Genomic DNA, 24,515 nt, shown 5'->3' on the forward strand with positions numbered 1-24,515 from the left:
ATCGACCGCACCAGAGCCGGCCGCACGGGCTGAGATCTCGCGTGTCGTGATCGTCGTGTTGTTCGTCGTGATCGTCATCGTCGTTGTGATCGTCACCGTCTCAAGATTTTTCGTCCGACCCGCTCGTCCAGAGCGGGTAGATCGACTTGTCGTCCCCGCGGAAGCCGGTGTCGACCTCCGTTCCCGAGGGCAGCTGCCAGCGGATGACCAGCACCCCGTCCTGGGACATGACCTTGCCCGCCAGACCGCGTTCGGTGCGGATCGCGCGGATCGAGTCCTGCGGGATCCAGATCGGGGATGCGCCGTCGCGTTCGAGCAGGGCACCGGATCGGTATCGGGTCAGTTCCGCGTTGGCGCGGTGGCCGAGATCACCGACCGCGATGCGGTCCTGCCAGCTCGGCGCGAGCGTGCTGCCGACGTACAGACCGGTGGTCGGCTCGACGAGCCGCTCCCCCAGCTCCGCCGGCACGGTCGGCAGTTCGCCGACCGCGTCCTGCTGGCGTCGGGCGCGTCCCTTCCAGCCCTTCCACATCAGCAGGACGAGCACGACCCAGAGCGCGAGGAAACCGACGGTGATGAGAAAGCGATCCATGTCGGTTCCTACCTTTCGGTCGAGCGCGGGAACACCGCACCGTCGCGGGCGGTGATCCGTCCGCGCAACACGGTGGTGGTGACCCGGCCCGGCAGGGTCATGTCCTCGTAGGGCGTGTTGTGGGAGATGCTCGCGAGGTCGGGACCGTGCACCGTCCACTCGGTATCCGGGTCGACGAGCACGATGTTCGCGGGTTCGCCCACCTCGAGGGGCCGGCCCTGATCGTCGAGGCCCACGATCTCCGCGGGACGCTCGCTCATGACCTTCGCGACGCCGCGCCAGTCCAGCAGGCCCGGCCGGACCATCGTCTCGATCACGACGGACAACGCCGTCTCGAGCCCGAGCATTCCCGGACGTGCCTGTGAGAACTCGCAGCACTTGTCCTGTTCGGCGTGCGGGGCGTGGTCGGTGGCCACGCAGTCGATGGTCCCGTCCGCGAGGCCGCGGCGCAGTGCTTCGACGTCGGATCTCTCGCGCAGCGGCGGATTGACCCGGTTGATGCCGTCGTAGCTCTCGAGACGCGAGTCGTCGAGGAGCAGGTGGTGCGGCGTGACTTCGGCGCTGATCGAGATGCCCTGCGAGCGCGCCCACCGGACGAGCTCGACGGTGCCGGCCGTCGACGCGTGGCAGATGTGCACGCGGGCTCCGGCGTCGCGGGCGAGCAGCGCGTCGCGGGCGACGATGGACTCCTCGGCGGCGCGGGGCCAGCCGGTGAGGCCGAGACGCGCCGCGGTCGGTCCTTCGTGCGCGACGGCACCGACGGTCAGCCGCGGCTCCTCGGCGTGCTGGGCGATGAGGACACCGAGCGAGGCCGAGTACTCGAGCGCGCGACGCATGAGCAGCGGGTCGTAGACGCACTTGCCGTCGTCGGAGAACATCCGCACGCCACCGACACCGGCGGCCATGGTGCCCATCTCGGCGAGCTGCTTGCCCTCGAGTCCGACGGTGACCGCACCCACGGGGTGGACGTCGACGAGCCCGACCTCGCGGCCGCGGCGCCACACGTGGTCGGTGACGACCACCGAGTCGGCGACCGGATCGGTGTTGGCCATCGCGAACACCGCGGTGTACCCGCCGCGCGCCGCGGCGGCCGAGCCCGAATCGACGGTCTCGGTGTCCTCGCGGCCCGGTTCGCGCAGGTGCGTGTGCAGGTCCACGAAGCCCGGGAGCACGATCTGCCCGGTACCGTCGACGATCTCCGCGTCGGCGTCGGCCTCGAGATCGGTACCGATCGCGAGGATCTGCTCGTCGCCGAGCAGCACGTCGACCGGGTCGCCCTCGCCGTAGAGGCGGACGTTGCGGATGAGCACCTGCGGCGTCACCTGTGTCACTCCTGTTCCTGTGTCTCCCGGATGGGAAGTGTGGGTCACGACAGGCTCCCTTCCGTGCCCACGAGCAGACGGAAGAGCACCGCCATCCGCACGTGGACACCGTTGCTCACCTGCTGCAGCACAGCGCTCTGCGGGGCGTCGGCGACGGGGAAGCCGATCTCCATGCCGCGGAGCATCGGGCCGGGATGCAGGATCACGGCGTGCTCCGGCAGCAATGCCGCGCGCTTGGCGTTGAGTCCGTATCGAATCGAGTACTCGCGGGCGGACGGGAAGAACCCGCCGTTCATGCGCTCGGCCTGCACCCGCAGCATCATGACCGCGTCGAGGGTGGGAAGTTCGGCTTCGAGCGAATCGGCGACCGTCACCGGCCAGGTCTCCACCCCCACCGGCAGCAGGGTGCGGGGAGCGACGAGCACGACCTCGGCGCCGAGCATGCTCAGCAGCAGCGCGTTCGACCGGGCGACACGGCTGTGCAGCACGTCGCCGACGATGCCGATCCGGCGGCCTTCGATCGAGCCGAGACGCTGGCGCAGGGTGAGCGCGTCGAGCAACGCCTGAGTGGGATGTTCGTGGGTACCGTCGCCGGCGTTGACCACGGCCGGTCCGGAGCCGGATTCGTTGGTCCACTGCGCGATCCGGTGCGCGGCACCGGAGGCGGAGTGACGGACCACCAACGCGTCGGCGCCGGCGGCGTGCAGGGTCAGCGCGGTGTCGCGCAGCGATTCGCCCTTCTTCACCGACGAACTGGACGCCGAGACGTTGATGACGTCGGCGCTCATCCACTTGCCGGCGACCTCGAAGGACACGCGGGTGCGGGTGGAGTTCTCGTAGAAGACGGTCATGATGGTGCGGCCGCGCAGCGTGGGGAGCTTGCGCACCTCACGCCCGAGCAGTGCCTGCTCGAACCGCTCGGCCTCGTCGAGAAGCCCCGTCGCGGAGTCCTTCGTCAGATCCGCGATGGTGAGCAGGTGTTTCACTGGGACTTGCCTCCGGAGATCTCGACGGCGTCGCGCCCGTCGTGTTCGGTCAGCAGCACGCGGACGTCCTCGCTGCGCGCGGTGGGGACGTTCTTGCCGACGTAGTCGGCCCGCAGCGGCAGTTCGCGGTGGCCGCGGTCGACGAGGACCGCGAGTTGCACCGCGCGGGGTCGTCCGAGATCGCGCAGGGCGTCGAGCGCGGCGCGGACGGAGCGTCCCGAGAACAGGACGTCGTCGACGAGGACGACGAGGGTGTTGTCGACTCCGCCCTCGGGCACCGAGGTGCGCTCCAGCGGGCGGTGCGGCTTCGTGCGGAGGTCGTCGCGGTAGAGCGTGATGTCGAGCGAGCCGACCGGGACACGGACGCCGGCGAATTCCTCGATGCGGTCGGCGAGGCGCTGGGCGAGGGTGATCCCGCGGGTGGGGATGCCCAGGAGCACGACACGCGGTGCGTCCTCGGGGGTGTCGAGAGCGGTCTTCTCGATGATCTGGTGTGCGATGCGGGAGATCGTCCGGTGGACGTCGGCAGCGGAGAGCAGCTCACGCGCCGGCACGCCGGTACCGGAGGACGTAGTGGGGGTAGAAGCTGTGGACCCGTCCTCGGACACGGCCATGCAGCGACCTCCTTCTCCGCCTCACTGGACGGATCGTTAAAGGATGCCTGACAGTTGTCGAGCCTATCAGCGTCGACGTCCGCCCCGGCACGGATGACGGGTGAAGCGCAACACAGGCCCGGATGCGTGAGCGGGCCCGACGGGAGTCTTCCCACCGGGCCCGCTCACGGTGCCTCGTGTCGTCGCTCACCCGAGAAGGGTGACGAAGTCAGGACTCGTTCGAGCCCTGATCCTGCGACTCCTGCGCCGGCCGGGCGAGGGTGGCAGCGGCTGCTGCACGCACCTGGTCGGCGACAGTGACGATCTGACCCAGCACCCCGTTGACGAAGGCCGGCGAATCGTCGGTGGACAGCTGCTTCGCCAGCTCGACCGCCTCGTCGACGGCCACCACGGGCGGCACGTCGGTCGCGTGGAAGAGCTCCCACACCGCGATGCGCAGGATCGCGCGGTCGACGGCGGGAAGGCGGTCCAGCGTCCATTCGTGCAAGTGATCGGCGATCACTCGGTCGGTCTCGTCGAGGTTGTCGGCGACACCGCGGATGATGGTCTGCGCGTATGCCGGCACCGGCGCGACCTGGTCGTCGTCGATCGCGAGTTCGACGCGATCGGCGGCGAGGTCGACGGGGTGCACGTCGCGGGCCTCGGCCTCGAAGAGCAGGTCCACGGCGCGCTTGCGGGCCTTGTGGCGGGCCCCGAGCTTCTTCTGGTTACCGGACACTCAGGAATTCACTCGCCCGAGGTAGCTGCCGTCGCGGGAATCGACCTTGAGCTTGTCGCCGGTGTTGATGAACAGCGGAACCTGGATCTCGGCGCCGGTCTCGAGGGTCGCGGGCTTGGTGCCGCCGGTGGAGCGGTCGCCCTGCAGGCCCGGATCGGTGTGCTGGACGACGAGCTCGACCGTGACCGGGAGCTCGACGAACAGCGGGACGTCCTCGTGCGTGGCGACCTGCACGGGCATGTTCTCGAGCAGGAAGTTGGCGCTGTCGCCGAGCAGTTCGGGCGAGATGGTGATCTGGTCGTAGGTCTCGCCGTCCATGAAGACGTAGTCGGTGCCGTCGTTGTAGAGGTAGGTCATGTCGCGGCGATCGACGGTGGCGGTTTCGACCTTGACACCGGCATTCCAGGTCTTGTCGACGGTCTTGCCCGACGTCACATTCTTGAGCTTCGTGCGCACGAAAGCAGGACCCTTGCCCGGCTTGACGTGCTGGAACTCGATGATCTGCCAGAGCTGTCCGTCGATTTTCAGAACGAGGCCGTTCTTGAAGTCACTGGTATCAGCCACTTGGTTCGTGTCTCCTAGGGTCGAGGAACCGCCCTCAAATGACGGTCAATGTCTTGTCGGTGAGCGTGAGCAACTCCGGAGTATGCTCCCGCACCACGAGCGTGTCCTCGATCCGCACGCCTCCGCGCCCCGAGAAGTACACGCCCGGCTCGACGGTCACCGCCGCACCGGCGACAAGTGTACCGGTCGCCGCGGCGCCGATTCCGGGCGCTTCGTGGATCTCGAGGCCGACTCCGTGGCCCAGCCCGTGCAGGAACAGGTCGGCGTAGCCGGCCTCGGCGATCACGGTGCGCGCGGCGGCGTCCACCGCGGCGCAGTCGACACCGGGCGCGAGCGCCTCGCGTCCGGCCTGCTGCGCGCGCAGGACCAGCTCGTACAGGTCGCGCTGCCAGTCCGCGACGCGGCTCAGCACGTAGGTGCGCGTCATATCGGAGTGGTAACCGCCGATCTGCGCCCCGAAGTCGAGTTTGACGAAGTCGCCCTCCGCGAGGACCGCGCCGGTCGGGCGATGGTGCGGGATCGCCGAATTGGCACCGGCGGCGACGATCGTCTCGAAGGAGATGCCGTCGGCACCGTGCTCGAACATGCGCCATTCGAGGTCGCGGGCGACCTCCTTCTCGGTTCGACCCGGACGCAGACCGCCCGCCGCGATGAGGTCCGCCAGTGCGCGATCGGCCGCACCGCATGCCTCGCGCAACAGACCGATCTCGTGTTCGTCCTTCACGGCCCGCAGGTGTTCGACGAGCCCGGGAGCGGGAACGAAGCGGACGGACACGCCGAGCTCGCCCCACCGCGACCGTTCGTCGACCGTGACGACGTGACTCTCGAATCCCCAACGCGCAGAACCTGTTCCGAACTCGGTGACGAGGTGAGCGGCCGACGACCGGGCGATCACGGCCCGCAGGTCGGGGACCTGCTCCCCCACCTGCGTGACGTAGCGGCCGTCGGTGCAGATGACGGTGCGCGTCTCGTTCTCGTCGTCCTCGGTGGAGACGATCAGCGCCGCGTTGGATCCCGTGAAGCCCGTGAGGTAGCGGATACCGGTCAGATCGGTCACCAGCAGCGCATCGAGTTCGCGTTCGGCGAGCAGCGCACGCAGCGCTCGACGGCGGGAGGCGTGGTCGGCAGACATATCGCTCAACCTACCGCGATCACGGCTGTGGGACGGGACACACTGTCGGCTTCGCCACCCGTTACGCTGAGGTACATGAAACCCTGGTTGCTCCGCGGACTCGGGCTCGCCCTGGTCCACGTGGTCGTGCGCGTCCTGCTCGGTGCCGCTCTCATCCAGTGGCCGTTGCAGGGATCGGTACTGCGCTGGCTGGGCTTCGCCGTGGTGGTCGTCGCAGCGTTAGTCTGGGCCGGTCTCGACGGCATCCGCGACCACCGCGCCCATCCCGACGCCGACGAGGGCGACGACCTGACGATGCGCTGGCTCGCCGCCGGTGCGGTCACCGGCCTGGTCGGCGGGGTCCTCACCTGGCTCGTCGACACCGTCACCCCGATGCCGGTGGGTGTGACGTCCCTGTTCTTCGAGATCACCTCCGGTGCCGCGTTCACCGTGCTTCTGGTATTCCTGCCGGCGATGGCGGCGGTGACGCTGGGCCGGTTCTTCGCGCGCCGGAACGAGCGCAAGGCCGCCCGCGACGACGACTGGTCGGTCCACCGCGATCACCACGCGCCCGCAGGCGTCGGAGCGGCCGCGGGTTCCGCTCCCGCGAACTCCGCGCAGCAGACCGATCCCGCCTGGCGCAGCGACGACTCGCCCACCGAGGTGTTCCCGAGGGTCGATCCGAAACAGTGAGACCCGAGTAGTGAGACCCACAGCAGTGAGACCCACAGCAGTGAGACCACCCGCCCCCGCACATCCGGGGGCGGGTGCTCAGTTTTCCGAGTTGTGACGGTCAGTAGAGGTAGCCGACCCCGAGGAGCCGACCATGACCGACATCACCGAGACGCTCGACCTGACTCCCGCGACCCGCCGGATGGAGCGCATCCTGGCGGGGATCGACGACGCCCAGTTGCCGGGGCCCACACCGTGTTCCGAGACCTCCGTCGGTGCGCTCGTCGACCACGTGCTGGGCCTGTCCCTTGCGTTCACGGCCGCGGCGCGCAAGGACATCGGCCCGCACACCGACACTCCCCCGCAGCTCACGAGCGAACTGCCGCCGGACTGGCGACGTCTCGTTCCCGACCGGCTCGGCGACCTCCGCCGAGCGTGGAGCGATCCCGCAGCCTGGGAGGGCATGACGCGCGCGGGCGGCCTCGACCTGCCCGCGCCGGTCGCCGGACTCGTCACGCTCGACGAACTCGTCGTCCACGGCTGGGACCTCGCCGTGGCCACGGGACAGCAGTACTCCTGCGAGCCCGACGAAATCGCCGCGTGTACCGCATTCGCGGAGAGCATCACCGACGAGGAACGCGTCGCCGACGGGGGCGGCCTGTTCGGTCCGGCCGTCCGGGTGGGCGACGACGCTCCGCCGCTGGAACGCCTGATCGGACTCACCGGGCGCGACACGTCGTGGAGACCGCCCGCATAGAACCAGGCGGTCGACCAGGTGGTCAGAGCAGTACGGTTCGCGCGTCGGCCTTGCCTTGGCGCGCGACCTCGGAATAGGCCGCCGCGAGCAGGGTCGGGTCGGGTCCCTCGAGCCTGCCGGGCTTCGCAAGTCCGTCGAGGACGACGAACCGAAGCATGCCGGCACGGTTCTTCTTGTCGGTCTGCATGCCCGCGAGCAGATCGGCGAAGGCGTCGGGATCGTAGGTGGTGGGCAGGCCGACGGATTCGAGGATCGCGCGGTGCCGGTCGGCGGTGGCGTCGTCGAGACGCCCTGCAAGCCGGCCGAGTTCGGCCGCGAAGACCAGGCCCACCGACACGGCGGCGCCGTGGCGCCAGCGGTACCGCTCGCGACGCTCGATGGCGTGGCCGAGGGTGTGACCGTAGTTGAGGATCTCGCGCAGGCTCGACTCCTTGAGGTCGGCCGCGACCACCTTCGCCTTGACCTCGACCGATCGCCGGATCAGCTCGGGCAGCACCGTCCCGGCAGGATCGAGCGTGGCCTCGGGGTTCTCCTCGATCAGGTCGAGGATCACCGGATCGGCGATGAAGCCGGTCTTGATCACCTCGGCGAGTCCGGCCACGATCTCGTTGCGCGGCACCGTCTCGAGGGTCGCGAGGTCGACGAAGACCGCCGAGGGCTCATGGAACGAACCGACGAGGTTCTTGCCCGCCTCGGTGTTGATGCCGGTTTTGCCGCCCACCGCGGCGTCGACCATCGCCAGCAGCGTGGTGGGGATGTGGTAGACCCGCACGCCGCGCATCCACGTCGCGGCCACGAAACCCGCGAGGTCGGTGGCGGCACCGCCGCCGAGGCTGATGACGGCGTCCGAACGGGTCAAGCCGATGCGGCCGAGCACCTCCCAGCAGAATCCGGCGACGGCCAGCTCCTTGCCGTCCTCGGCGTCGGGGATCTCGATGCGGTGGGCGTCGATGCCGGTCTCGGCGAGCGCCTCCCGCACGGCCTCGGCCGTCGCGGTGAGCGTCGGCTGGTGGAAGATCGCGACGGTCCGCGTGCCGGACAGTTCTTCGACGACGTCACCGAGCAGTCCCCGGCCGATGATCACCGGATAGGGCTGGGCGGTCTCGACGTCGATGCGTACCGGTTCGGTCACGGTGTGGGGCTCCGATCCTCGCTGATGGTCTGGCTGGTCGCGGCGTCCGCCGCTTCGAGTTTGGCGAGCACCTGCTGGACGACCCGCCCGGGGCTGCGGCCGTCGGTGCGCACCCGGATGGTCGCCGCCTGCCGGTACAGCGGGCGGCGGCGACGCATGAGGTCGCGGTATTTCTGGGCCGGATCACCACCGGCCAGCAACGGCCTGGTTCCGGCGGCGCCGACCGCGCCGGTGCGACGCAGTCCTTCCGCCACGCTGATCTCGAGATAGACGACGGTGTGTCCGGCCAGTCGCGCGCGGGTGCGCTCCGAAAGGATCGCTCCCCCGCCCAGGGACACCACACCGTCGTGGGTGTCGAGGGCGCGCGCGACCACCTCTTCCTCGGTCTCCCGGAAGGCCGGTTCGCCGTCCTGGGAGAAGATGTCGGGGATGGTCCGGCCGGTCACACGCTCGATCTCGGCGTCGGTGTCGAGCAACGGCAGCTCGAGCGCGTTCGCGACCCGACGACCGATCGTCGACTTGCCCGCTCCCGGCGGGCCGATGAGTACCAGGCGAGGCGACATGCGATCACCGCGGCGGCCGCGCCGCGATGCCCTTCAGGTAGTGGTCGATGTTGCTCACGGTCTCGGCGAGCGAGTCGCCGCCGAACTTCTCGAGGGCGGCCTGCGCGACGACGAGGGCGACCATCGCCTCGGCGACGACACCCGCCGCGGGCACCGCGCACACGTCGGAACGCTGGTGGATCGCGACGGCCTCGTCGCCGGTGGTCATGTCGACCGTCGACAGGGCGCGCGGCACGGTCGAGATCGGCTTCATCGCCGCCCGCACGCGCAGGGCCTCACCGTTGGTCATGCCACCTTCGATGCCGCCGGCGCGGTTGCTCGAGCGGAGCACACCGTCGAGGCCGGGCTTCATCTCGTCGTGGGCAGCGCTGCCGCGGCGACGCGCGGTCTCGAAGCCGTCGCCGACCTCGACACCCTTGATGGCCTGGATCCCCATGAGGGCCGCGGCCAGTCGCGCGTCGAGGCGATCGGCACCGCTGACGAACGAACCGAGGCCCACGGGCAGCCCGTGCACCACGACCTCGACGATTCCGCCGAGGGTGTCGCCGTCGCGCTTGGCGGCCTCGATCTCGGCGATCATGGATTCCTCGGCGGCCTTGTCGTAGGCACGCACTGGGCTCGCGTCGATCGCGGCGAGATCGTCGGCACCGGGTTCGGGGCCGACATAGGGATCGGATGCGCCGATGGAGATGACATGCGAGACGACCTCGGCGCCGAACGCCTGGCGCAGGAAGTTCCGGGCAACCGTGCCGGCCGCCACGCGTGCTGCGGTCTCCCGGGCGCTGGCGCGCTCGAGGACGGGACGTGCGTCGTCGAAGCCGTACTTGAGCATGCCCGCGAAGTCGGCGTGGCCGGGGCGGGGACGGGTCAGCGGCGCGTTGCGCGCCTGACCTTCGAGCAGTTCGGCATCGACCGGGTCGGCGGCCATGATGGTTTCCCACTTGGGCCATTCGGTGTTGCCGATCTCGATCGCGATCGGGCCGCCCAGGGTGCGTCCGTGCCGGACGCCACCGATCACGGTGACCTTATCGGCCTCGAACTTCATGCGTGCGCCGCGGCCGTAGCCCAGTCGCCGTCGCGCGAGTTGCTCCGAGATGTCGTTCGACGTCACCTCGACTCCGGCGACCATCCCCTCGAGCATCGCGACGAGAGCGGGACCATGGGATTCTCCAGCAGTTATCCAACGCAGCACAGGTCCATCCTTCCATGTTCGTCCGCCGACTCGACATGCCGCCCCTGGTCAACCCGTCGAGATCACCGCCAGCGCCGCGGCGGCGCACATCGACGGTCCGTGCGGAAGCACGCGCGGAGCGGCACGCACACCCCCGCGGCGGGCCTCCCGGAGCCGCAGAAACAGGGCCGCACCTGCGGTGAGGACGGATGGGAGCAGTGCACCGAGGAGCACCGCCGACGGGCCGGCGAGTCCGGTGACGGCACCGAGCCCGAGGGCGAGTTTGACGTCGCCCGCACCCACCGACCGCGGCACCGCGAGGTGGGTGATCAACAACGGTGCCGCGAGCAGAAGTGCACCGGCGAACGCCGCCCGGCCGTGCCCCGTCGCCGCGGCCACACCGAGGATCGTGCCCGCTCCCCCGAGCGTCAGCACGTTCGGCAGACGCCGCACGAGCAGGTCCACGGTGCTCAGGCACACGCACCACCATCCGAACATCGCTGCTCCGACGACCGCCGCGCCCGTGGTGATCGAGACCGCGACGAGTGCGGCTGCCGCGCATGCCGCCTCGCACGAACCCGGCAGCGGCCGACGACCGGCCGTTCTTCCCGCCACCACGCGCACGATCGCTCCCACGCCCACGCCGAGAACCACCATCGCGAGCTCACCCACCGTCTCCCCTGCCACGACCCGGAGCATCCCCCATCCACACTCGCCGGCAGGGCGTTCGCGCGGTGTCCGGCCCGGTCCTGTGGACAGGCACGTCTCCTGTGGACAAAGCCGCACAGTGCGGCGATCGTCCTGCGAGGATTGCCGGAGTCTGTCGGTTCCGGTCGGAAGGTTCTGGTCGAATGGAGATTTCGTCGCTGCTCGAACACGTGGGCACGGCCATCGACGTCGTCGGAGTCGGCGTCATGGTGATCGGCGCATTGGCGGCGACGTGGATCGCGGCGACCGCGCGGCGGCGCGGACCGGGTTCGGAGATCTACGAGCCGTACCGGCGCAATCTCGGCCGGTCGATCCTGCTCGGCCTCGAATTCCTGGTCGCCGCCGACATCATCAAGACCGTCGCCGTCACGCCGACCTTCACATCGGTGGGTGTGCTGGCGGTCATCGTGCTCATCCGCACCTTCCTGAGCTGGTCGCTGCAGCTGGAGATCGACGGCCGGTGGCCGTGGCAGCGTTCGGTTCCCGACGCCGAGACGACGACCGGCACGACGCCGGCTACCTGAGCGCGTCCCGGACCTCGTCCCGCCGGCGCAGCAGATGCGCGCGCTCGATGGCGTTCTCCGTCCGCGCCGCGGCGGTGGCGTATGCCTCACTCGCCTCGGTGAGCCGGCCGAGGCGGGCGAGCAGGTCGGCCCGGATTGCGTGGAAGACGTGATACCGCTCGAGGTCGAGGTGGTCGACGATCCCGAGAGCCGCTGCGGGGCCCTCCACTTCGGCGAGTGCGACGGCCCGGTGCAACGCGACGACCGGTGTGGGGTCCGCGGCGAACAGCAGGTCGTAGAGCGCGACGATCTGCGCCCAATCGGTGTCCTCGAAGGTGGGCGCGTCCGCGTGCACTGCGGCGATCGCGGCCTGGATCTGATAGGGCCCCGGTCTGTTCCAGCACAGGGTGCGCCGCACGAGTGCCTGCCCTTCGGCGATCAGCGCGCGGTCCCACCGCGAGCGGTCCTGGTCTGCGAGCAGGACGAGTTCGCCGCCGGGTCCCGTACGCGCCGAGCGCCGGGATTCACCGAGGAGCATCAGGGCGAGAAGTCCCGTGGTCTCGGGATCGTCGGGAACGAGCCCGGCCAGCACACGCGCCAGCCGCACCGCCTCCGAACACAGGTCCGTGTCGACGAGTTCGGGTCCGGCGCTCGTCGTGTGGCCCTCCGTGTACACGAGATAAAGCACGGAACGCACCGCGTCGAGACGTTCGGGAAACTCGTCCGGGGACGGGATGCGGAACGGGATGCGCGCGTCGCGGACCTTCCCCTTGGCTCGGGAGATCCGTTGCCCCATAGTCGTTTCCGGCACGAGGAAGGCTCGGGCGATCTGCGCGGTGGTCAGCCCGCCGAGCAGCCGCAGTGTCAGCGCGACCCGCGACGCAGGCGCGAGCGCCGGGTGACAACAGGTGAAGATCAGACGGAGGCGATCGTCGGGGATCTCGGGCGGGACGACCGCTCCGGAGTCGAACGCGTCGCCGGATGTCGGGTAGAGCAGGTCCGCCTCGGCGTGCTTGAGCGGACGTGCGGCCTCCCGCCGTGCCCTGTCGATCGCCCGGCGACGGGCGGTGGTGATGATCCACCCGGCCGGGCTCGGCGGGATCCCCTCCCCGGGCCACCGTTCGACGGCGATCGAGAAGGCGTCCTGCACCGCGTCCTCGGCGGCGTCGAGGTCGCCGAGGACGCGGGTGAGCACGGCGGTCGCCCTGCCGTATTCCTCACGGAAGGCACGTGCGATGTCGGCGGTGGACGGCCCGGTCATCGAGCTTCGCACGTCATCCGGCGCAGGAGCCGAACGCCAGGGGCCGCACCTCGATGGGCAGTGTGGTGGCGTCGGCAAGACCGCGCGCCCACCTCAGCGCCTCGTCGAGGTCGGGCACGTCGATGACGTCGAAGCCACCGAGATGCTCCTTGCCCTCGATGTACGGACCGTCGGTCGTCGCCGTGCGCCCCTCGTCCGTGCGCACGACCGTCGCCGTATCCGGAGGGTGAAGGCCGCCGGAGAACACCCAGACCCCTGCCTCCCGGATCTCGTTCTGCCACGCCGCGACCTTCTTCATGATCGGTTCGAGGAACTCCGGTGACGGCGGTTCACCGTCGGGCTGGTAGATGCTCAGCAGGTACTGCGCCATGGCGGGGTCCTTCCCCTCGGCGGCCGGCGGCTCCGGCCTCTCACCCTCTATACGAACGGTAGGGCGCCGATTCGACACCTGCGCGGAGAAATCCGCTGCCCACCCGCTCAGGCATCGCAGGTGGACAGCGGACGGTGTCGGGTGCGGCCTACTGCGCGACGAGTTCGACGATGGTGACGTTGGCCTGGCCACCGCCCTCGCACATCGTCTGCAGGCCGTACCGGAGGTTAGTGCGGCGCATGTGGAAGATCATGTCGGTGAGGATGCGGGCACCGGAACCCCCGAGCGGGTGACCGAGAGCGATCGCACCACCGTTGGGGTTGAGCTTGTCCTCGGGTGCGCCGATCTCCTTCTGCCACGCCATGGGCACCGGAGCGAACGCCTCGTCGACCTCGAAGACGCCGATGTCCTGGTGGGGCCGCGCCCCGTCGTACCGGGTTCTCAGGCCGGGTGCGGAGAGTTCAGGTCGAGCCCGACGGCGCGCGCCATCTCCGCGCGCGGCGCGGGCAGCCCCGTGAACTGCTCGACCTGCCCGAAGGCCTGACTCAGGAGCATGTGCAGACCGCTGACGACGCGGACACCGCGTGCCTCGGCCGCTGTCGCCAGCGGCGTGGGCCAAGGGTCGTAGATTGCATCGAGGATGCACGGCGCCTGCGCGAGAGCTTCTGTGTACGGCGCTGCCGCGGGTGCGGGCACGGTGCTCACGAGCGCACCGGCCTCGGCGCAGACCCGGGCCAGTTCGGGTGCGTCGAACGACAACCACCGAGCCTCGATGTCGTCGCCGAGACAATCGAACGTCGCGCGGGCCTTCTGCTCGGACCGCGCGACCACAGTCACCGAGCGCACACCGAGGTCGGTGAGACCGACGAGCGCCGGCCGCGCGGTACCACCCGAGCCCACGACGACCGCCGACGCGCCGGACAGATCACCGACGCCGGCCGAGCGCAGTGCTCCGGACACGCCGTCGACGTCGGTGCAGTCGGCACGCCACCCGTTCTCGATGCGCACGAGGGTGTTCGCCGAGCCGATCCTCACGGCCCGCTCGGTGCGTTCGGTGGCGAACTCGAGAGCCGCGAACTTACCGGGCATCGTGACGGACAGACCCACCCATTCCTCACCGAGCGAGGACACGAGGCCCGGCAGCTGCTCACCGGTGCATTCGATGCGTTCGTAGGTCCACTCGGTCAGCCCGAGTGCCCGGTACGCCGCGAGATGCAACAAGGGCGACTTCGAGTGCGCGATGGGTTTCCCGAGGACCGCGGCCCTCCGGACACCTCCGTTCGGATCAGCGGCCACTGTCGAGGATCCCGCTCGCGAGTGCCAGTTCGGTGTTCTGCAGGTGCTCCTCGTAGGAATTCGCGAAGAGCGTGGTGCCCTTGTCGTCGATCGTCACGAAGTAGATCCATTCCCCCGGTTCCGGGTTCTCCATCGCCTGCAGCGCACCGATGCTCGGTGACGAGATGGGCGTCGCCGGAAGACCGACCATGGCGTAGGTGTTCCAGGGAGTCACCCGCGCGCGGTCGGCGTCGGTGGTCGCGAGTTCGGTCTCGTCGAGTTCGTAGTTGACGGTCGAATCGAACTGGAGCATCTGGTCGATGTCGAGGCGGTTGAGGATCACGCGCGCGACCTTCGCGAAATCCTGTGGCAGGGCCTCGCGTTCGACGAGCGATGCGGAGATGAGCATCTCGTACGGGGTCAGCCCCACCCGTGCGGCCGCGTCGGTGATCCCCGTCGCGTCGTAGCTGGCAGCACTTTCCGACACGAGGCGAGCCAGGATCTCGACGGGTTCGGCCGTCGGATCGAAATCCCAGCTGCCCGCGGCGATGAGGCCTTCGAGCTGCCGCCTGCGGTCGGGCACGTTCGCGACCGCGTCGCGTGCCCATTCCGGAACTCCGAGTGCCTGCAGGTCCGGGGTGGCCCCGGCCGCGTCGAGTTCCTCGTAGGTGACGCAGTTCTCGGCGGCCGGATCGCCGTGGCAGCTCGCCTCGGCGATGAGCGTGTAGATGCCCTTGCGGACGGCACCGGTGTTGACGTCGCGGATGTCGTGGAGCTGACGTCCCTCGGAGATCACGAGCGCACCGACCCGGCTGGCCGGGTCGACGAGGGCCGCGACGGCGTCGACAGCCGGGATGTTGGTGGCCACCTGGTAGAAGCCGGGTTGCAGCGAATTCATCCCCGAGTTCTGCACGGCCGCTTCGTAGAAGGCGGCGGAACTCGCGACGACACCCTTGTCGACGAACTCGCTGCCGATCTCCCCGGCGGTCTCGCCCGGGTTGACCTGGACGACGACGGCCGGTCCGGGAGGTCCGGTGAAGTCCGGCGGAAGATCGGTGCCGAGGAACCGGTCGTAGGCGAGATAGCCGCCACCCACGACGACGAGCAGGAGCACCGCGGCGGCGAGCGCGCCTACGACACGTCCGCGCTTCTTACGCCCGCTCGCCTTCGGATCACGGCGTGCGGCGCGTTCCGAACCACCGACCGCGAGGGGGACCGCACGCTGCTCGGCGGTAATCTCCTCCGCTGCGACCGCGTCGTCGGCGGGGTCGTCGTCACGGCTCGCGTCGCGTGCGGCGTAGGAGTATCCGCCCGGGTACTCTTCGTCGAGATGTCCCCCGTCGGGGTGATCGGCCGGAGCGTGTCCGCGATCGGCGCCGATGGACCCCTCGTGCTCGTACCCGGATCCTGCGTAGCCCCCGTCGCCGTAGCCCTGCTCGGCATAGCCCTGCTCGGCATAGCCCTGCTCGCCGTAACCCTGTTCGGCGTGACCGGGCGGCGGGCCATCGAATACACCCGGCTCGAAGTTCAGGACCGTGGTCTCGTGATCGTCGGGATCGGGTCGACGGGCCTCCGGGTGCCCACTCGGGACGCCCTCGTATCCACCACCGCCGTACGGATCACAGCCGTGGGAGTCGTTGCCGTACGGGTCGTGCCCGTATGCATCGTGACCTCGAGGGTCGGATGCGTACGGATCGTCGTACCGGTAACGCGGGTCTGATCGATACGGATCCTCGGATCCGTATCGATACGGATTCTCGGATCCGTATCGATACGGATTCTCGGATCCGGTGCGATCCACTGGAGGTTCCGTGTACCCATCGGCGTAGGGATCCGCGAACAGATCCTGCCGTGCGTTCTCCGAATGGTCGTCGTGTCGTCCGTGCCGGCTCACCGGCTGCCCCCCGCGTCACGCCCCGACTCGTTCACTACCGAACTCCGCTCGTCCAACCAACCCTGCAAGATGGCCACGGCGGCAGCCTGGTCGATGACCGGCCGCGCACCTCGCGCACTCACCCCGCTCTCGCGGAGGGCGCGCGCCGCAGTGACCGTCGTGAATCGTTCGTCGGCCAGGCGCACGGGAACGTCGGGTAGGGCACGGCGAAGTCGACGCGCGAAATCGCTCGCCAGTTTCGCAGCCTTGCCGGGCTCACCGCGCAGTGTCTGCGGCAGCCCGACGATAACCTCAACAGCCTCGTATTCCCTAACGATCTCGACGATGCGCCGGATATCGGGTGCGTCGGGTCCGCGTTCCTTGGACCGCGGCACCGTCTCGACCGGGGTGGCGAGGATCCCGTCGGGGTCGCTGGAGGCGACCCCGATCCGGACGCTCCCGACGTCGACTGCGATGCGGCGACCACGGCCGGGATCGTCCACTCCGGGACGATCGGGGCGCGGCGGTTCGGCCACGCTCAGCCGGCCAGCTCGCTCAGGCGGGCACGGAAGGCGTCGAGTGCTGCCGGGATACCGGCCGGATCCGACCCTGCGCCCTGCGCCATGTCGGGCTTGCCGCCCCCGCGACCACCGATCGCGGGACCGAAGCTCGCGACGAGGTCGCCCGCCTTGATGCCCTTCTCCTGCGCGGCCTTGGTGGTGGCGACGACGAAGGGCACCTTGCCGCCGGCGTTGCCGAGCAGCAGCACCACGGCGGGCTCGGTGCCGAGCCGGCCACGGACGTCGGATGCGAGTGTGCGCAGGTCGTTGCCGGCGACACCCTCCGGGGCGGCCTCGGCCACGACGAGCACGTCACCGACGCGCTGCGCCTTGCCCGCGTACGTTCCGGCTGCGGCGGCGACGTTCGCGGCGCGGGTCTTCTCGAGTTCCTTCTCGGCGGCCTTGAGCCGATCGAGCAGGGCCTCGACACGTCCGGGCACCTCCTCGGAGGGAACCCTCAGGGTCGAGGACAGGCCCGCGAGCAGCGCGCGTTCCTTCGCCAGGTGGCGGTACGAGTCGAGACCGACGTACGCCTCGACCCGGCGGATGCCGGAACCGACGGACTGCTCACCGAGGAGCGTGACGGTGCCGACGTGCGAGGAGTGCTGCACATGCGTGCCGCCGCACAGCTCCATCGAGAACGGGCCGCCGATCTCGACGACGCGGACCTCGTCGCCGTAGTTCTCGCCGAACAGGGCCATCGCGCCCATCTTCTTTGCCTTGTCGAGGTCGGTGACGAAGGTGTTGACGGGATAGTTCGCCGCGACGGCCTCGTTGGTGACGGCCTCGATGTCCTGCTTCTGCTGCTCGGACAGGGCGCCGGGCCACGAGAAGTCGAAGCGCAGGTAGCCGGGCTTGTTGAGCGAACCGGCCTGCACGGCGTTGGGGCCGAGCACCTCGCGCAGCGCGGCGTGGACCAGGTGGGTGCCGGAGTGGCCCTGGGTGGCGCCCTTGCGCCACTCGGGATCGACCTGCACGAGGACGGCGTCGCCTTCGACGACCTGGCCCTCGAGCACCGTGACCTTGTGGGTCCACAGTTGCTTGGCGATCTTCTGGACGTCGTCGACCTTGATCTTCAGGCCCGGGCCGGTGATGCTGCCGATGTCGGCGATCTGGCCGCCGGACTCCGCGTAGAGGGGGCTGCGATCGAGGATCAGCTCGACCTGCTGGCCCGCGCTCGCCGCGTGCAGGCGCTCGCCACCGGTGATGACGGCGAGCACGTGCGCCTCGGTCACCAGCTCGCTGAAACCGGTGAACTCGGTGGGACCGCGGTCGAGGAGTTCCTTGTAGACGGTCAGGTCGGCGTGGGCGTGCTTGCGGGCGCGGGCGTCGTCCTTAGCGCGCTGGCGCTGCTCGGCCATGAGCGATCGGAAACCCTCCTCGTCGACGGTCAGGCCCGCCTCGGCCGCCATCTCGAGGGTGAGGTCGATCGGGAACCCGTAGGTGTCGTGGAGGGTGAACGCCTCCGTGCCACCGAGCACATTCCTACCCTGCGACTTCACGGTCTCCACGGCGCCTTCGAACAGCTTGCTGCCGGTACCGAGGGTCTTGAGGAAGGCCGTCTCCTCGCCCACCGCGACGGTCTCGATGCGCGAGAAGTCGGTGTCGAGTTCGGGATAGGACGGGGCCATGGTGTCGCGCACGACCGCCATGAACTCGCGCATGGTGGGCTTGTCGGCGCCGAGCAGACGCGCCGAGCGCACGATGCGGCGGAGCAGGCGGCGCAGCACGTAGCCGCGGCCGTCGTTGCCGGGGTTGACGCCGTCGACGATGAGCATCGCCGCGGTGCGGGCGTGGTCGGCGATCACGCGGAAGCGCACGTCGTCGTCGTGCTTCGCGCCGTAGACGGCGCCGGTGAGTTCGGCGGCCTTGTCGATCACGGGGCGCAGCAGGTCGGTCTCGTAGACGTTCTCGACGCCCTGGAGCAGGAAGGCGACGCGTTCGACACCCATGCCGGTGTCGATGTTCTTCTTCGGCAGCGGGCCGAGGATCGGGTAGTCGTCCTTGGCACCACCCTCACCGCGCTCGTTCTGCATGAACACGAGATTCCAGATCTCGATGTAGCGGTCCTCGTCGGCCTCGGGGCCGCCTTCGACGCCGTAGGCGGGGCCGCGGTCGTAGAAGATCTCGGAGCACGGACCGCACGGCCCGGGGATGCCCATCGACCAGTAGTTGTCCTTCATGCCGCGACGCTGGATGCGTTCCTCGGGAACGCCGACCTTGTCGCGCCAGATCGAGAACGCTTCGTCGTCGTCGAGATAGACCGTCGCCCACAGCTTCTCGGGGTCGATTCCGTAGCCGCCGTCCTCGACGGATCCGGTGAGCAGCGACCACGCGAAGGTGATGGCCTCTTCCTTGAAGTAGTCGCCGAAGGAGAAGTTGCCGGCCATCTGGAAGAAGGTGTTGTGGCGGGTGGTCTTGCCGACCTCCTCGATGTCGAGAGTGCGCACACACTTCTGCACCGACGTGGCGCGGGTGTAGGGCGGGGTCTGCTGCCCGAGGAAGTAGGGCACGAACGGGACCATGCCGGCGTTGACGAACAGCAGGTTGGGATCGGCGAGGATCAGCGACGCGCTGGGCACCTCGGTGTGTCCCGCCTTCACGAAGTGATCGAGAAAGCGCCTGCGGATCTCGTGGGTCTGCACGTCGATGGTCCTTTGTGGTCTGGCGATGGTGTGAACTTCCCGGGACGGGCGGTCGACCCTGTCGATCGGCCGTTCTTCAGCTTATCGCGCCGCCGAAAGCGGCCGCGGTACGGCGCCGTGAGTACTCGGCGGAGGCGTCACCGCTCACCGCGCACAATGCGGCGCAGCTTGGGCAGGCGGGCCGACAGCTCCCGTTCCACACCGCGACCGGTCGGCTCGTAGTAGTCGACGCCGACCAACTCGTCCGGGGCGTACTGCTGCGCGAGCACGCCGTCGGGGTGCGCGTGCGGGAACTTGTAGCCGATCGCGTTGCCGAGCTTCTGCGCGCCCTGATAGTGACCGTCGCGCAGGTGGGCGGGCACCGGACCGGCCCTGCCCGCCTTCACGTCGGCGATCGCGGCGCCGAGCGCGGCGGTCACCGAACCCGACTTGGGGGCGGTGGCGATATGGATGGTGGCCTGGGCGAGCGCGAGCTGGGCTTCGGGCATCCCGACCTGCTGCACGACCTGCGCTGCGGCGACCGCCGTCTGCAGGGCGGTGGGATCGGCCATGCCCACCTCCTCGCTGGCCTGGATCATCAGGCGGCGGGCGATGAAGCGCGGGTCCTCCCCCGCGACGATCATCCGGGCCAGATAGTGCAGGGCCGCGTCGACGTCGGAGCCGCGCAGCGACTTGATGAAGGCGCTTGCGACGTCGAAGTGCTGGTCGCCGTCGCGGTCGTAGCGCACGGCGGCCTCGTCGATGCTCGACTCCACGGTCGCGAGGTCGATGACGGCCGCGTCGCCACCGGAGACGGCGAGCGCCGTGTCGGCGGAGGCCTCGAGCGCCGTCAGGGCACGGCGGGCGTCGCCCCCGGCGAGCCGGACGAGGTGGTCGAGGGCGTCGTCGTCGATCTCGACCGCACCGGCGAGTCCACGGGGGTCGGTGCGCGCACGTTCGAGCAGTGCCCGGATGTCGTCGGGCCCGAGCGGCTGCAACTGCAGCACGAGCGAGCGCGACAGCAGCGGGGCGACCACGGAGAACGACGGGTTCTCGGTCGTCGCCGCGACCAGCAGCACGATGCGGTTCTCGACCGCGGCGAGCAGCGCGTCCTGCTGGGTCTTCGAGAAGCGGTGGACCTCGTCGATGAACAGCACGGTCTGTTCGCCGTGGGTGAGGCGCCGGCGTGCCAGGTCGATGACGGCACGCACGTCCTTGACGCCCGCCGACAGGGCGGACAGCGCTTCGAACCGGCGTCCGGTGGCTCCGGAGATCAGCGAGGCCAGGGTCGTCTTCCCGGTACCGGGCGGACCGTAGAGCACGACGGAGGCCGCACCCGATCCCTCGACGAGCCGCCGCAGCGGTGCTCCCGGTTCGAGCAGGTGTTGTTGCCCGACCACCTCGTCGAGACTCGCCGGTCGCATGCGCGCAGCGAGGGGCGCGTTCGCGCCGCCGGCCGCGACGGGTTGCCGGCGGACCTGCGGTTCGTCCTCGGGTTCCGGTTCGCGTGGCGCCTCGAACAGGGCGTCCGGTTCGGCAGACGGGTCGTTCGCCCCGAAAAGATCACTCACGCATCCGACGCTACAAGCTCGCGCCGACGCCCGGTCGACGGCGGTGTTCGTCGTTCGCGTGGACGGATGACCGACCGTGTGGTCGGATCTTGGTCGTGGCCACGACACCGTCCGCCGAACATGTGTCCCGTCGCGCCGTGCTCCGGTCGTCGATCCTCGCCGCAGGTGCGGCGGCCTTCGCCTCGACCACTCAGCACGCGCAGGCATCCCCCGCCGTCTTCGCGCACGGCGTCGCGTCGGGAGATCCGTTGCCCGACGCGGTGATCCTGTGGACGCGGGTGACACCCTCGCCGGAGGCGACACCCGGCTCGGGTGCGGGACCGGACGTCCCGGTCACCTGGGAGCTCGCCCACAGCAGCAGCTTCGACGCGGTGGTCGCGAGCGGGACCGTGACGGCGAGTTCCGTCTCCGACCACACGGTCAAGGTCGACGCCCGCGGGCTCGCACCGGACACGACCTACTTCTATCGCTTCCGCGTCGGCGGAACCGTCTCCCCGACCGGCAGGACGTCCACCGCGCCTTCGCACGACGCTGCGGTCGGACGCCTGCGCTTCGGGGTCGTCTCCTGCGCCGACTGGGAGGGCGGCTTCTTCTCCTCCTACCGCCACCTCGCCGCACGCGACGATCTCGACGCCGTGGTGCACCTCGGCGACTATCTGTACGAATACGCGGCGGGGAAGTTCCCCGTCGCCGGTGGGCGGGGCGTCCGGACGCACGAGCCCGCCCACGAGATCGTGAGTCTCGCCGACTACCGCATCCGGCACGCGCAGTACAAGACCGATCCGAACCTGCAGGCGCTGCACGCGAAGGTGCCGTGGATCGTGATCTGGGACGACCACGAGGCGGCGAACGACGCGTGGGCGGGTGGGGCGGAGAACCACGATCCGCTCGTCGAGGGCGACTGGGCCTCTCGCAAGGCCGCGTCGGTGCAGGCCTACGACGAGTGGATGCCGGTGCGTCCGAACGGCGGACGGCTCTACCGGCGCCTGCGGTACGGACGGCTCGCCGAACTGTCGATGCTGGATCTGCGGAGCTACCGTTCCCAGCAGGTCCTCGCAGTCGGACGGCAGGTCGACGATCCGGGGCGCACGATGACCGGCCGGGACCAGATGGAATGGCTCACCGCCGGGCTGGCGACCTCCCCCACACGATGGCAGTTGATCGGCAATTCGGTGATGTTCTCGCCGATCGTGTTACCACCGCTCGATCCGCGGACCACCGGAGCACTGACCGAACTCGTCGGAGTGCCGGCCGGCGGACTGCCCTTCAACACCGATCAGTGGGACGGCTACACCGCCGACCGTCGACGGTTGATGGACACCATCACGGCGGCGGGACTGCGCAACGTCGTCTTCCTCACGGGCGACATCCACACCTCCTGGGCGATGGACGTCCCGATGGACGCTGCCGACTATCCGGGTGCGGGCACCGTCGCCACGGAGTTCGTGGTTCCGTCGGTGACGTCGGCGAACATCGACGAGTTGCTCGGTGTGCCTCCGCGGAGCCTGTCGCCCGCGCTGGAGGCGACGGCGACCGCGGCCAACCGGCACGTGCGGTTCGTCGAACTCGATTCGCACGGTTACGGGGTGCTCGACGTGACTCCCGAGGCGACGCAGATGGAGTGGTTCTTCATCGGCGACCGCACGGATCCGAACACGGACGCGCGCCGCGCCGCGGGATACCGGGTGGCCGACGGCGCGACGAGGATCGAACCCGCCGCTCCGCTGGTGTAGACGCCGGTCGGCACCTGGCGGATCGGTCGCTCTAGCCGGCGGCGCGGTCCTCGAGGTGGGCGAGCACGTCGCGGGCGTGCGCGGCGACGTCGTCGTGGCCTGTCGCGGTGGCGAACTCGGCGAGCAGCGACCAACGGGCGCGGAGCGCGGGGATGCGCGGCACAGACAGTCCGTGTTCGCGTACCGAGGCGATCCGGGCATGGTCCTCGGGCAGGAACAGGTGCGTGCTCAGCCAGATGCACGCGAGCAGTGCGTCGAGCAGCCGCTCCTCGAGCACCTCGTCGTAGGCCAGCTGCGGCCACATGGCGACGACCTCGGCGCGCCACGCGTCGGCCATCGCACGGATGCGATCGACGGACAGCGGCACCGAGCACAGGCACAGCGGGAAGGAACTGAGGGCGTACGCGATGTCCAGGGTCGCGTCGCGGAAGCCGCCCCATTCGTAGTCGAGGAACTGCACACCCTCGTCGCCGACCACGATGTTGTCGGGGCACAGGTCGGACGGGCTGAAGGCCCGGAAACGCCCGCCGGTGAACAGCTTGGACGCCCGCTCGGCACGCTCGCGTACCGACTCGGGCACCGACAGGCCGAAGTCGGCCTCGAGGAGCTCGGGCACACCCCGCACGGCATCGAGGGCCTGCTGGGACACGGCGTCGGCGACCCGCGCGACGTCGGCGCGACGCAGCAGCGCCGCGAAGTCCTCCTCGCGGCCGACGGTCGCCGCATGCATGCGTCCGAGTGCCTGAGCCAGGGCCATCAGGGTGTTCCCGGCGGCCTCGGAACTGTTGCGGAGCACCTCCGACAGGGTGGTCGCGTCGCCGAGGTCGCTGAGGACCAGCAGGCGGGCGTCGAAGTCGTAGGCGAGCAGTTCGGCACCCGGACGGTGATCCTTCGCGAGGGCCGTCGTGAACTGGTAGGAGACCGCCTCGCGGAGGAAGGCGATCTGCTCGTCCGTCTCGGAACCGCGGAAGTCGACGTGGCCGGTGCCACGCGAGGGCGGTACCTGCTTGAGGACAAGAGTGCGCGGGAGCGAGAACGGATTGGCGGCCACTCGTACCCGTACGACCATCGAGCGGCCACTGCCCCCGAGATCCACCGGATCGGTCAGGGTCACCGTGGCGCCGGTACGGCGGGTGAGTAGCGCTTCGGCGGCGTGAACCACCTCGGACACGGGGTCTGCCAATGTTGCGGTCATCACTGCCCAATCTACAGGTTCTCGGTCACGACGAGGTCCTCCACAATGCTCGGATCGAGCAGGACCTTCTTCACCCGTGCCCGGCCCACCAGGTCGCTTTTGTCTGCTTTGCGAGGGGAAATCGCTGTTCATCCGGGTGTGTCCCCGTCCGCGCCCCGGCCGCTCCGCTCCTCGGACGCCGATCACGATCGGGACACGTCACGATCATTCCGGTGAAACGTGTGTCACCTTCTGAAAACCACGGGCGGTGCCACGATCCACCGCAGCCTTCACGACACCGAAGATCAGACCCTGGAGGGCGGCCGCGATCAGCACGTCCCGGGTGCGCTGCGACAGATCCTGCGGTTCGGGCCGTTCGTCACTGCCGCCGACCTTCTTCCACACTTGATTGAAGACGGCTCCGGCGAGGATGCCTCCTCCCACACTGGCTGCGAGAGCGAGCGGCTTGTAGAAGATCACGCGTGCGTCGGCCATGGATACCTCCTCGATCCGTCGCCCCCGTTGGCGCCGGACCGACGGAGTACCCGGGCAGGATCCTCACAAACCTCATCGGGCCCACGAACCTCACTCGGGAGCACCACCGGACGGCACACACGACGGCGCGGTGCCCCCGTCCGGAGACGGGCGACACCGCGCCATC

Annotated in this window: 24 protein-coding genes and 1 pseudogene; 4 read left to right on the plus strand and 21 right to left on the minus strand. The window is 69.5% G+C overall.

Translation table 11 applies throughout. The features are described 5' to 3' along the window. Positions 1-100: 100 nt before the first annotated feature. The 7 genes from ACQR3U_RS00305 to ACQR3U_RS00335 form a co-directional block, all read right to left on the minus strand. The gene (locus tag ACQR3U_RS00305) at positions 101-592 is read right to left on the minus strand and encodes a hypothetical protein (protein WP_006551446.1); all 492 of its coding nucleotides are present in this window, start codon (positions 590-592) and stop codon (positions 101-103) included. 8 nt (positions 593-600) lie between these two features. Further along, complete coding sequence (locus ACQR3U_RS00310; protein ID WP_006551445.1) at positions 601-1,914, minus strand: dihydroorotase; 1,314 nt, start codon at positions 1,912-1,914, stop codon at positions 601-603. Positions 1,915-1,958: 44 nt separating this feature from the next. Continuing rightward, on the minus strand, positions 1,959-2,900 hold the full coding sequence (locus tag ACQR3U_RS00315) for an aspartate carbamoyltransferase catalytic subunit (protein ID WP_006551444.1): 942 nt from the start codon (positions 2,898-2,900) through the stop codon (positions 1,959-1,961). Next, a complete protein-coding gene (gene pyrR, locus ACQR3U_RS00320; RefSeq protein ID WP_024100783.1) occupies positions 2,897-3,514 on the minus strand; it encodes a bifunctional pyr operon transcriptional regulator/uracil phosphoribosyltransferase PyrR in 618 nt (205 codons plus the stop codon). Before pyrR ends, ACQR3U_RS00315 begins: the two co-directional genes overlap by 4 nt. A 208-nt stretch (positions 3,515-3,722) precedes the next feature. Then, a complete protein-coding gene (gene nusB, locus ACQR3U_RS00325) occupies positions 3,723-4,232 on the minus strand; it encodes a transcription antitermination factor NusB (RefSeq protein ID WP_006551442.1) in 510 nt (169 codons plus the stop codon). Then, the gene (efp, locus tag ACQR3U_RS00330) at positions 4,233-4,796 is read right to left on the minus strand and encodes an elongation factor P (protein ID WP_006551441.1); all 564 of its coding nucleotides are present in this window, start codon (positions 4,794-4,796) and stop codon (positions 4,233-4,235) included. A 34-nt stretch (positions 4,797-4,830) separates the two neighbouring features. Then, the gene (locus ACQR3U_RS00335; RefSeq protein WP_006551440.1) at positions 4,831-5,928 is read right to left on the minus strand and encodes a M24 family metallopeptidase; all 1,098 of its coding nucleotides are present in this window, start codon (positions 5,926-5,928) and stop codon (positions 4,831-4,833) included. Between the two features lie 75 nt (positions 5,929-6,003). On the opposite strand from ACQR3U_RS00335, the gene ACQR3U_RS00340 reads away from it, so the two are divergent. Both ACQR3U_RS00340 and ACQR3U_RS00345 read left to right on the plus strand, forming a co-directional pair. Beyond that, positions 6,004-6,600, plus strand: coding sequence for a B-4DMT family transporter (locus ACQR3U_RS00340; RefSeq protein ID WP_006551439.1), 597 nt, complete (start codon positions 6,004-6,006; stop codon positions 6,598-6,600). 133 nt (positions 6,601-6,733) lie between these two features. Then, the gene (locus ACQR3U_RS00345) at positions 6,734-7,336 is read left to right on the plus strand and encodes a TIGR03086 family metal-binding protein (RefSeq protein WP_006551438.1); all 603 of its coding nucleotides are present in this window, start codon (positions 6,734-6,736) and stop codon (positions 7,334-7,336) included. Positions 7,337-7,358: 22 nt separating this feature from the next. Here the strand turns inward: ACQR3U_RS00345 and aroB are convergent, their stop codons facing one another. From aroB to ACQR3U_RS00365, 4 genes are read right to left on the minus strand one after another with little or no spacing between them, the layout of a single operon-like run. Beyond that, positions 7,359-8,468 (minus strand): 3-dehydroquinate synthase, encoded by a 1,110-nt coding sequence (gene aroB, locus ACQR3U_RS00350; protein ID WP_006551437.1) that lies wholly within the window; start codon positions 8,466-8,468, stop codon positions 7,359-7,361. Then, positions 8,465-9,031 carry a shikimate kinase gene (locus tag ACQR3U_RS00355; RefSeq protein ID WP_006551436.1) on the minus strand — a complete coding sequence of 189 codons (567 nt, stop codon included), beginning with the start codon at positions 9,029-9,031 and terminating at the stop codon, positions 8,465-8,467. Before ACQR3U_RS00355 ends, aroB begins: the two co-directional genes overlap by 4 nt. Positions 9,032-9,035: 4 nt before the next feature. Beyond that, positions 9,036-10,223: a chorismate synthase gene (gene aroC / locus ACQR3U_RS00360; protein ID WP_006551435.1), complete on the minus strand. Its 1,188-nt coding sequence runs from the start codon at positions 10,221-10,223 to the stop codon at positions 9,036-9,038. Positions 10,224-10,271: 48 nt separating this feature from the next. Next, positions 10,272-10,901 carry a prepilin peptidase gene (locus ACQR3U_RS00365; RefSeq protein ID WP_019289269.1) on the minus strand — a complete coding sequence of 210 codons (630 nt, stop codon included), beginning with the start codon at positions 10,899-10,901 and terminating at the stop codon, positions 10,272-10,274. Positions 10,902-11,053: 152 nt separating this feature from the next. On the opposite strand from ACQR3U_RS00365, the gene ACQR3U_RS00370 reads away from it, so the two are divergent. Further along, positions 11,054-11,434 carry a DUF1622 domain-containing protein gene (locus ACQR3U_RS00370; protein ID WP_019289268.1) on the plus strand — a complete coding sequence of 127 codons (381 nt, stop codon included), beginning with the start codon at positions 11,054-11,056 and terminating at the stop codon, positions 11,432-11,434. Here the strand turns inward: ACQR3U_RS00370 and ACQR3U_RS00375 are convergent. The 8 genes and pseudogenes from ACQR3U_RS00375 to ACQR3U_RS00410 form a co-directional block, all read right to left on the minus strand. Then, positions 11,427-12,674 (minus strand): RNA polymerase sigma factor, encoded by a 1,248-nt coding sequence (locus tag ACQR3U_RS00375; RefSeq protein WP_006551432.1) that lies wholly within the window; start codon positions 12,672-12,674, stop codon positions 11,427-11,429. The genes ACQR3U_RS00370 and ACQR3U_RS00375 overlap by 8 nt on opposite strands. Positions 12,675-12,687: 13 nt before the next feature. Then, positions 12,688-13,044 (minus strand): YciI family protein, encoded by a 357-nt coding sequence (locus tag ACQR3U_RS00380; protein WP_006551431.1) that lies wholly within the window; start codon positions 13,042-13,044, stop codon positions 12,688-12,690. A gap of 148 nt (positions 13,045-13,192) precedes the next feature. Continuing rightward, a pseudogene (locus ACQR3U_RS00385) lies at positions 13,193-13,450 on the minus strand (acetyl-CoA C-acetyltransferase); the annotation flags it as partial. A 35-nt stretch (positions 13,451-13,485) separates the two neighbouring features. After that, on the minus strand, positions 13,486-14,340 hold the full coding sequence (locus tag ACQR3U_RS00390; protein ID WP_006551429.1) for a shikimate dehydrogenase: 855 nt from the start codon (positions 14,338-14,340) through the stop codon (positions 13,486-13,488). After that, complete coding sequence (locus ACQR3U_RS00395; RefSeq protein ID WP_230809453.1) at positions 14,330-16,213, minus strand: endolytic transglycosylase MltG; 1,884 nt, start codon at positions 16,211-16,213, stop codon at positions 14,330-14,332. The genes ACQR3U_RS00390 and ACQR3U_RS00395 overlap by 11 nt, the downstream gene beginning before the upstream one ends. After that, positions 16,210-16,728 (minus strand): Holliday junction resolvase RuvX, encoded by a 519-nt coding sequence (gene ruvX, locus ACQR3U_RS00400; RefSeq protein ID WP_026061030.1) that lies wholly within the window; start codon positions 16,726-16,728, stop codon positions 16,210-16,212. The genes ACQR3U_RS00395 and ruvX overlap by 4 nt, the downstream gene beginning before the upstream one ends. 2 nt (positions 16,729-16,730) lie before the next feature. Further along, positions 16,731-19,397 carry an alanine--tRNA ligase gene (gene alaS, locus ACQR3U_RS00405; protein WP_138842813.1) on the minus strand — a complete coding sequence of 889 codons (2,667 nt, stop codon included), beginning with the start codon at positions 19,395-19,397 and terminating at the stop codon, positions 16,731-16,733. A gap of 137 nt (positions 19,398-19,534) precedes the next feature. After that, positions 19,535-20,947: a replication-associated recombination protein A gene (locus tag ACQR3U_RS00410; protein ID WP_006551425.1), complete on the minus strand. Its 1,413-nt coding sequence runs from the start codon at positions 20,945-20,947 to the stop codon at positions 19,535-19,537. 95 nt (positions 20,948-21,042) lie between these two features. Here ACQR3U_RS00410 and ACQR3U_RS00415 point away from each other — a divergent pair, with 95 nt between their 5' ends. Then, the gene (locus ACQR3U_RS00415; RefSeq protein ID WP_230809454.1) at positions 21,043-22,680 is read left to right on the plus strand and encodes an alkaline phosphatase D family protein; all 1,638 of its coding nucleotides are present in this window, start codon (positions 21,043-21,045) and stop codon (positions 22,678-22,680) included. A 31-nt stretch (positions 22,681-22,711) separates the two neighbouring features. On the opposite strand, the gene ACQR3U_RS00420 is transcribed toward ACQR3U_RS00415, so the two are convergent. Both ACQR3U_RS00420 and ACQR3U_RS00425 read right to left on the minus strand, forming a co-directional pair. After that, the gene (locus ACQR3U_RS00420; RefSeq protein ID WP_033096583.1) at positions 22,712-23,875 is read right to left on the minus strand and encodes a kinase; all 1,164 of its coding nucleotides are present in this window, start codon (positions 23,873-23,875) and stop codon (positions 22,712-22,714) included. 204 nt (positions 23,876-24,079) lie between these two features. Beyond that, the gene (locus tag ACQR3U_RS00425) at positions 24,080-24,349 is read right to left on the minus strand and encodes a DUF4235 domain-containing protein (protein ID WP_006551422.1); all 270 of its coding nucleotides are present in this window, start codon (positions 24,347-24,349) and stop codon (positions 24,080-24,082) included. Positions 24,350-24,515 lie beyond the last annotated feature (166 nt).

The organism is Rhodococcus sp. IEGM1339 (assembly GCF_050321925.1).
Taxonomy (GTDB): Bacteria; Actinomycetota; Actinomycetes; order Mycobacteriales; family Mycobacteriaceae; genus Rhodococcus; species Rhodococcus pyridinivorans.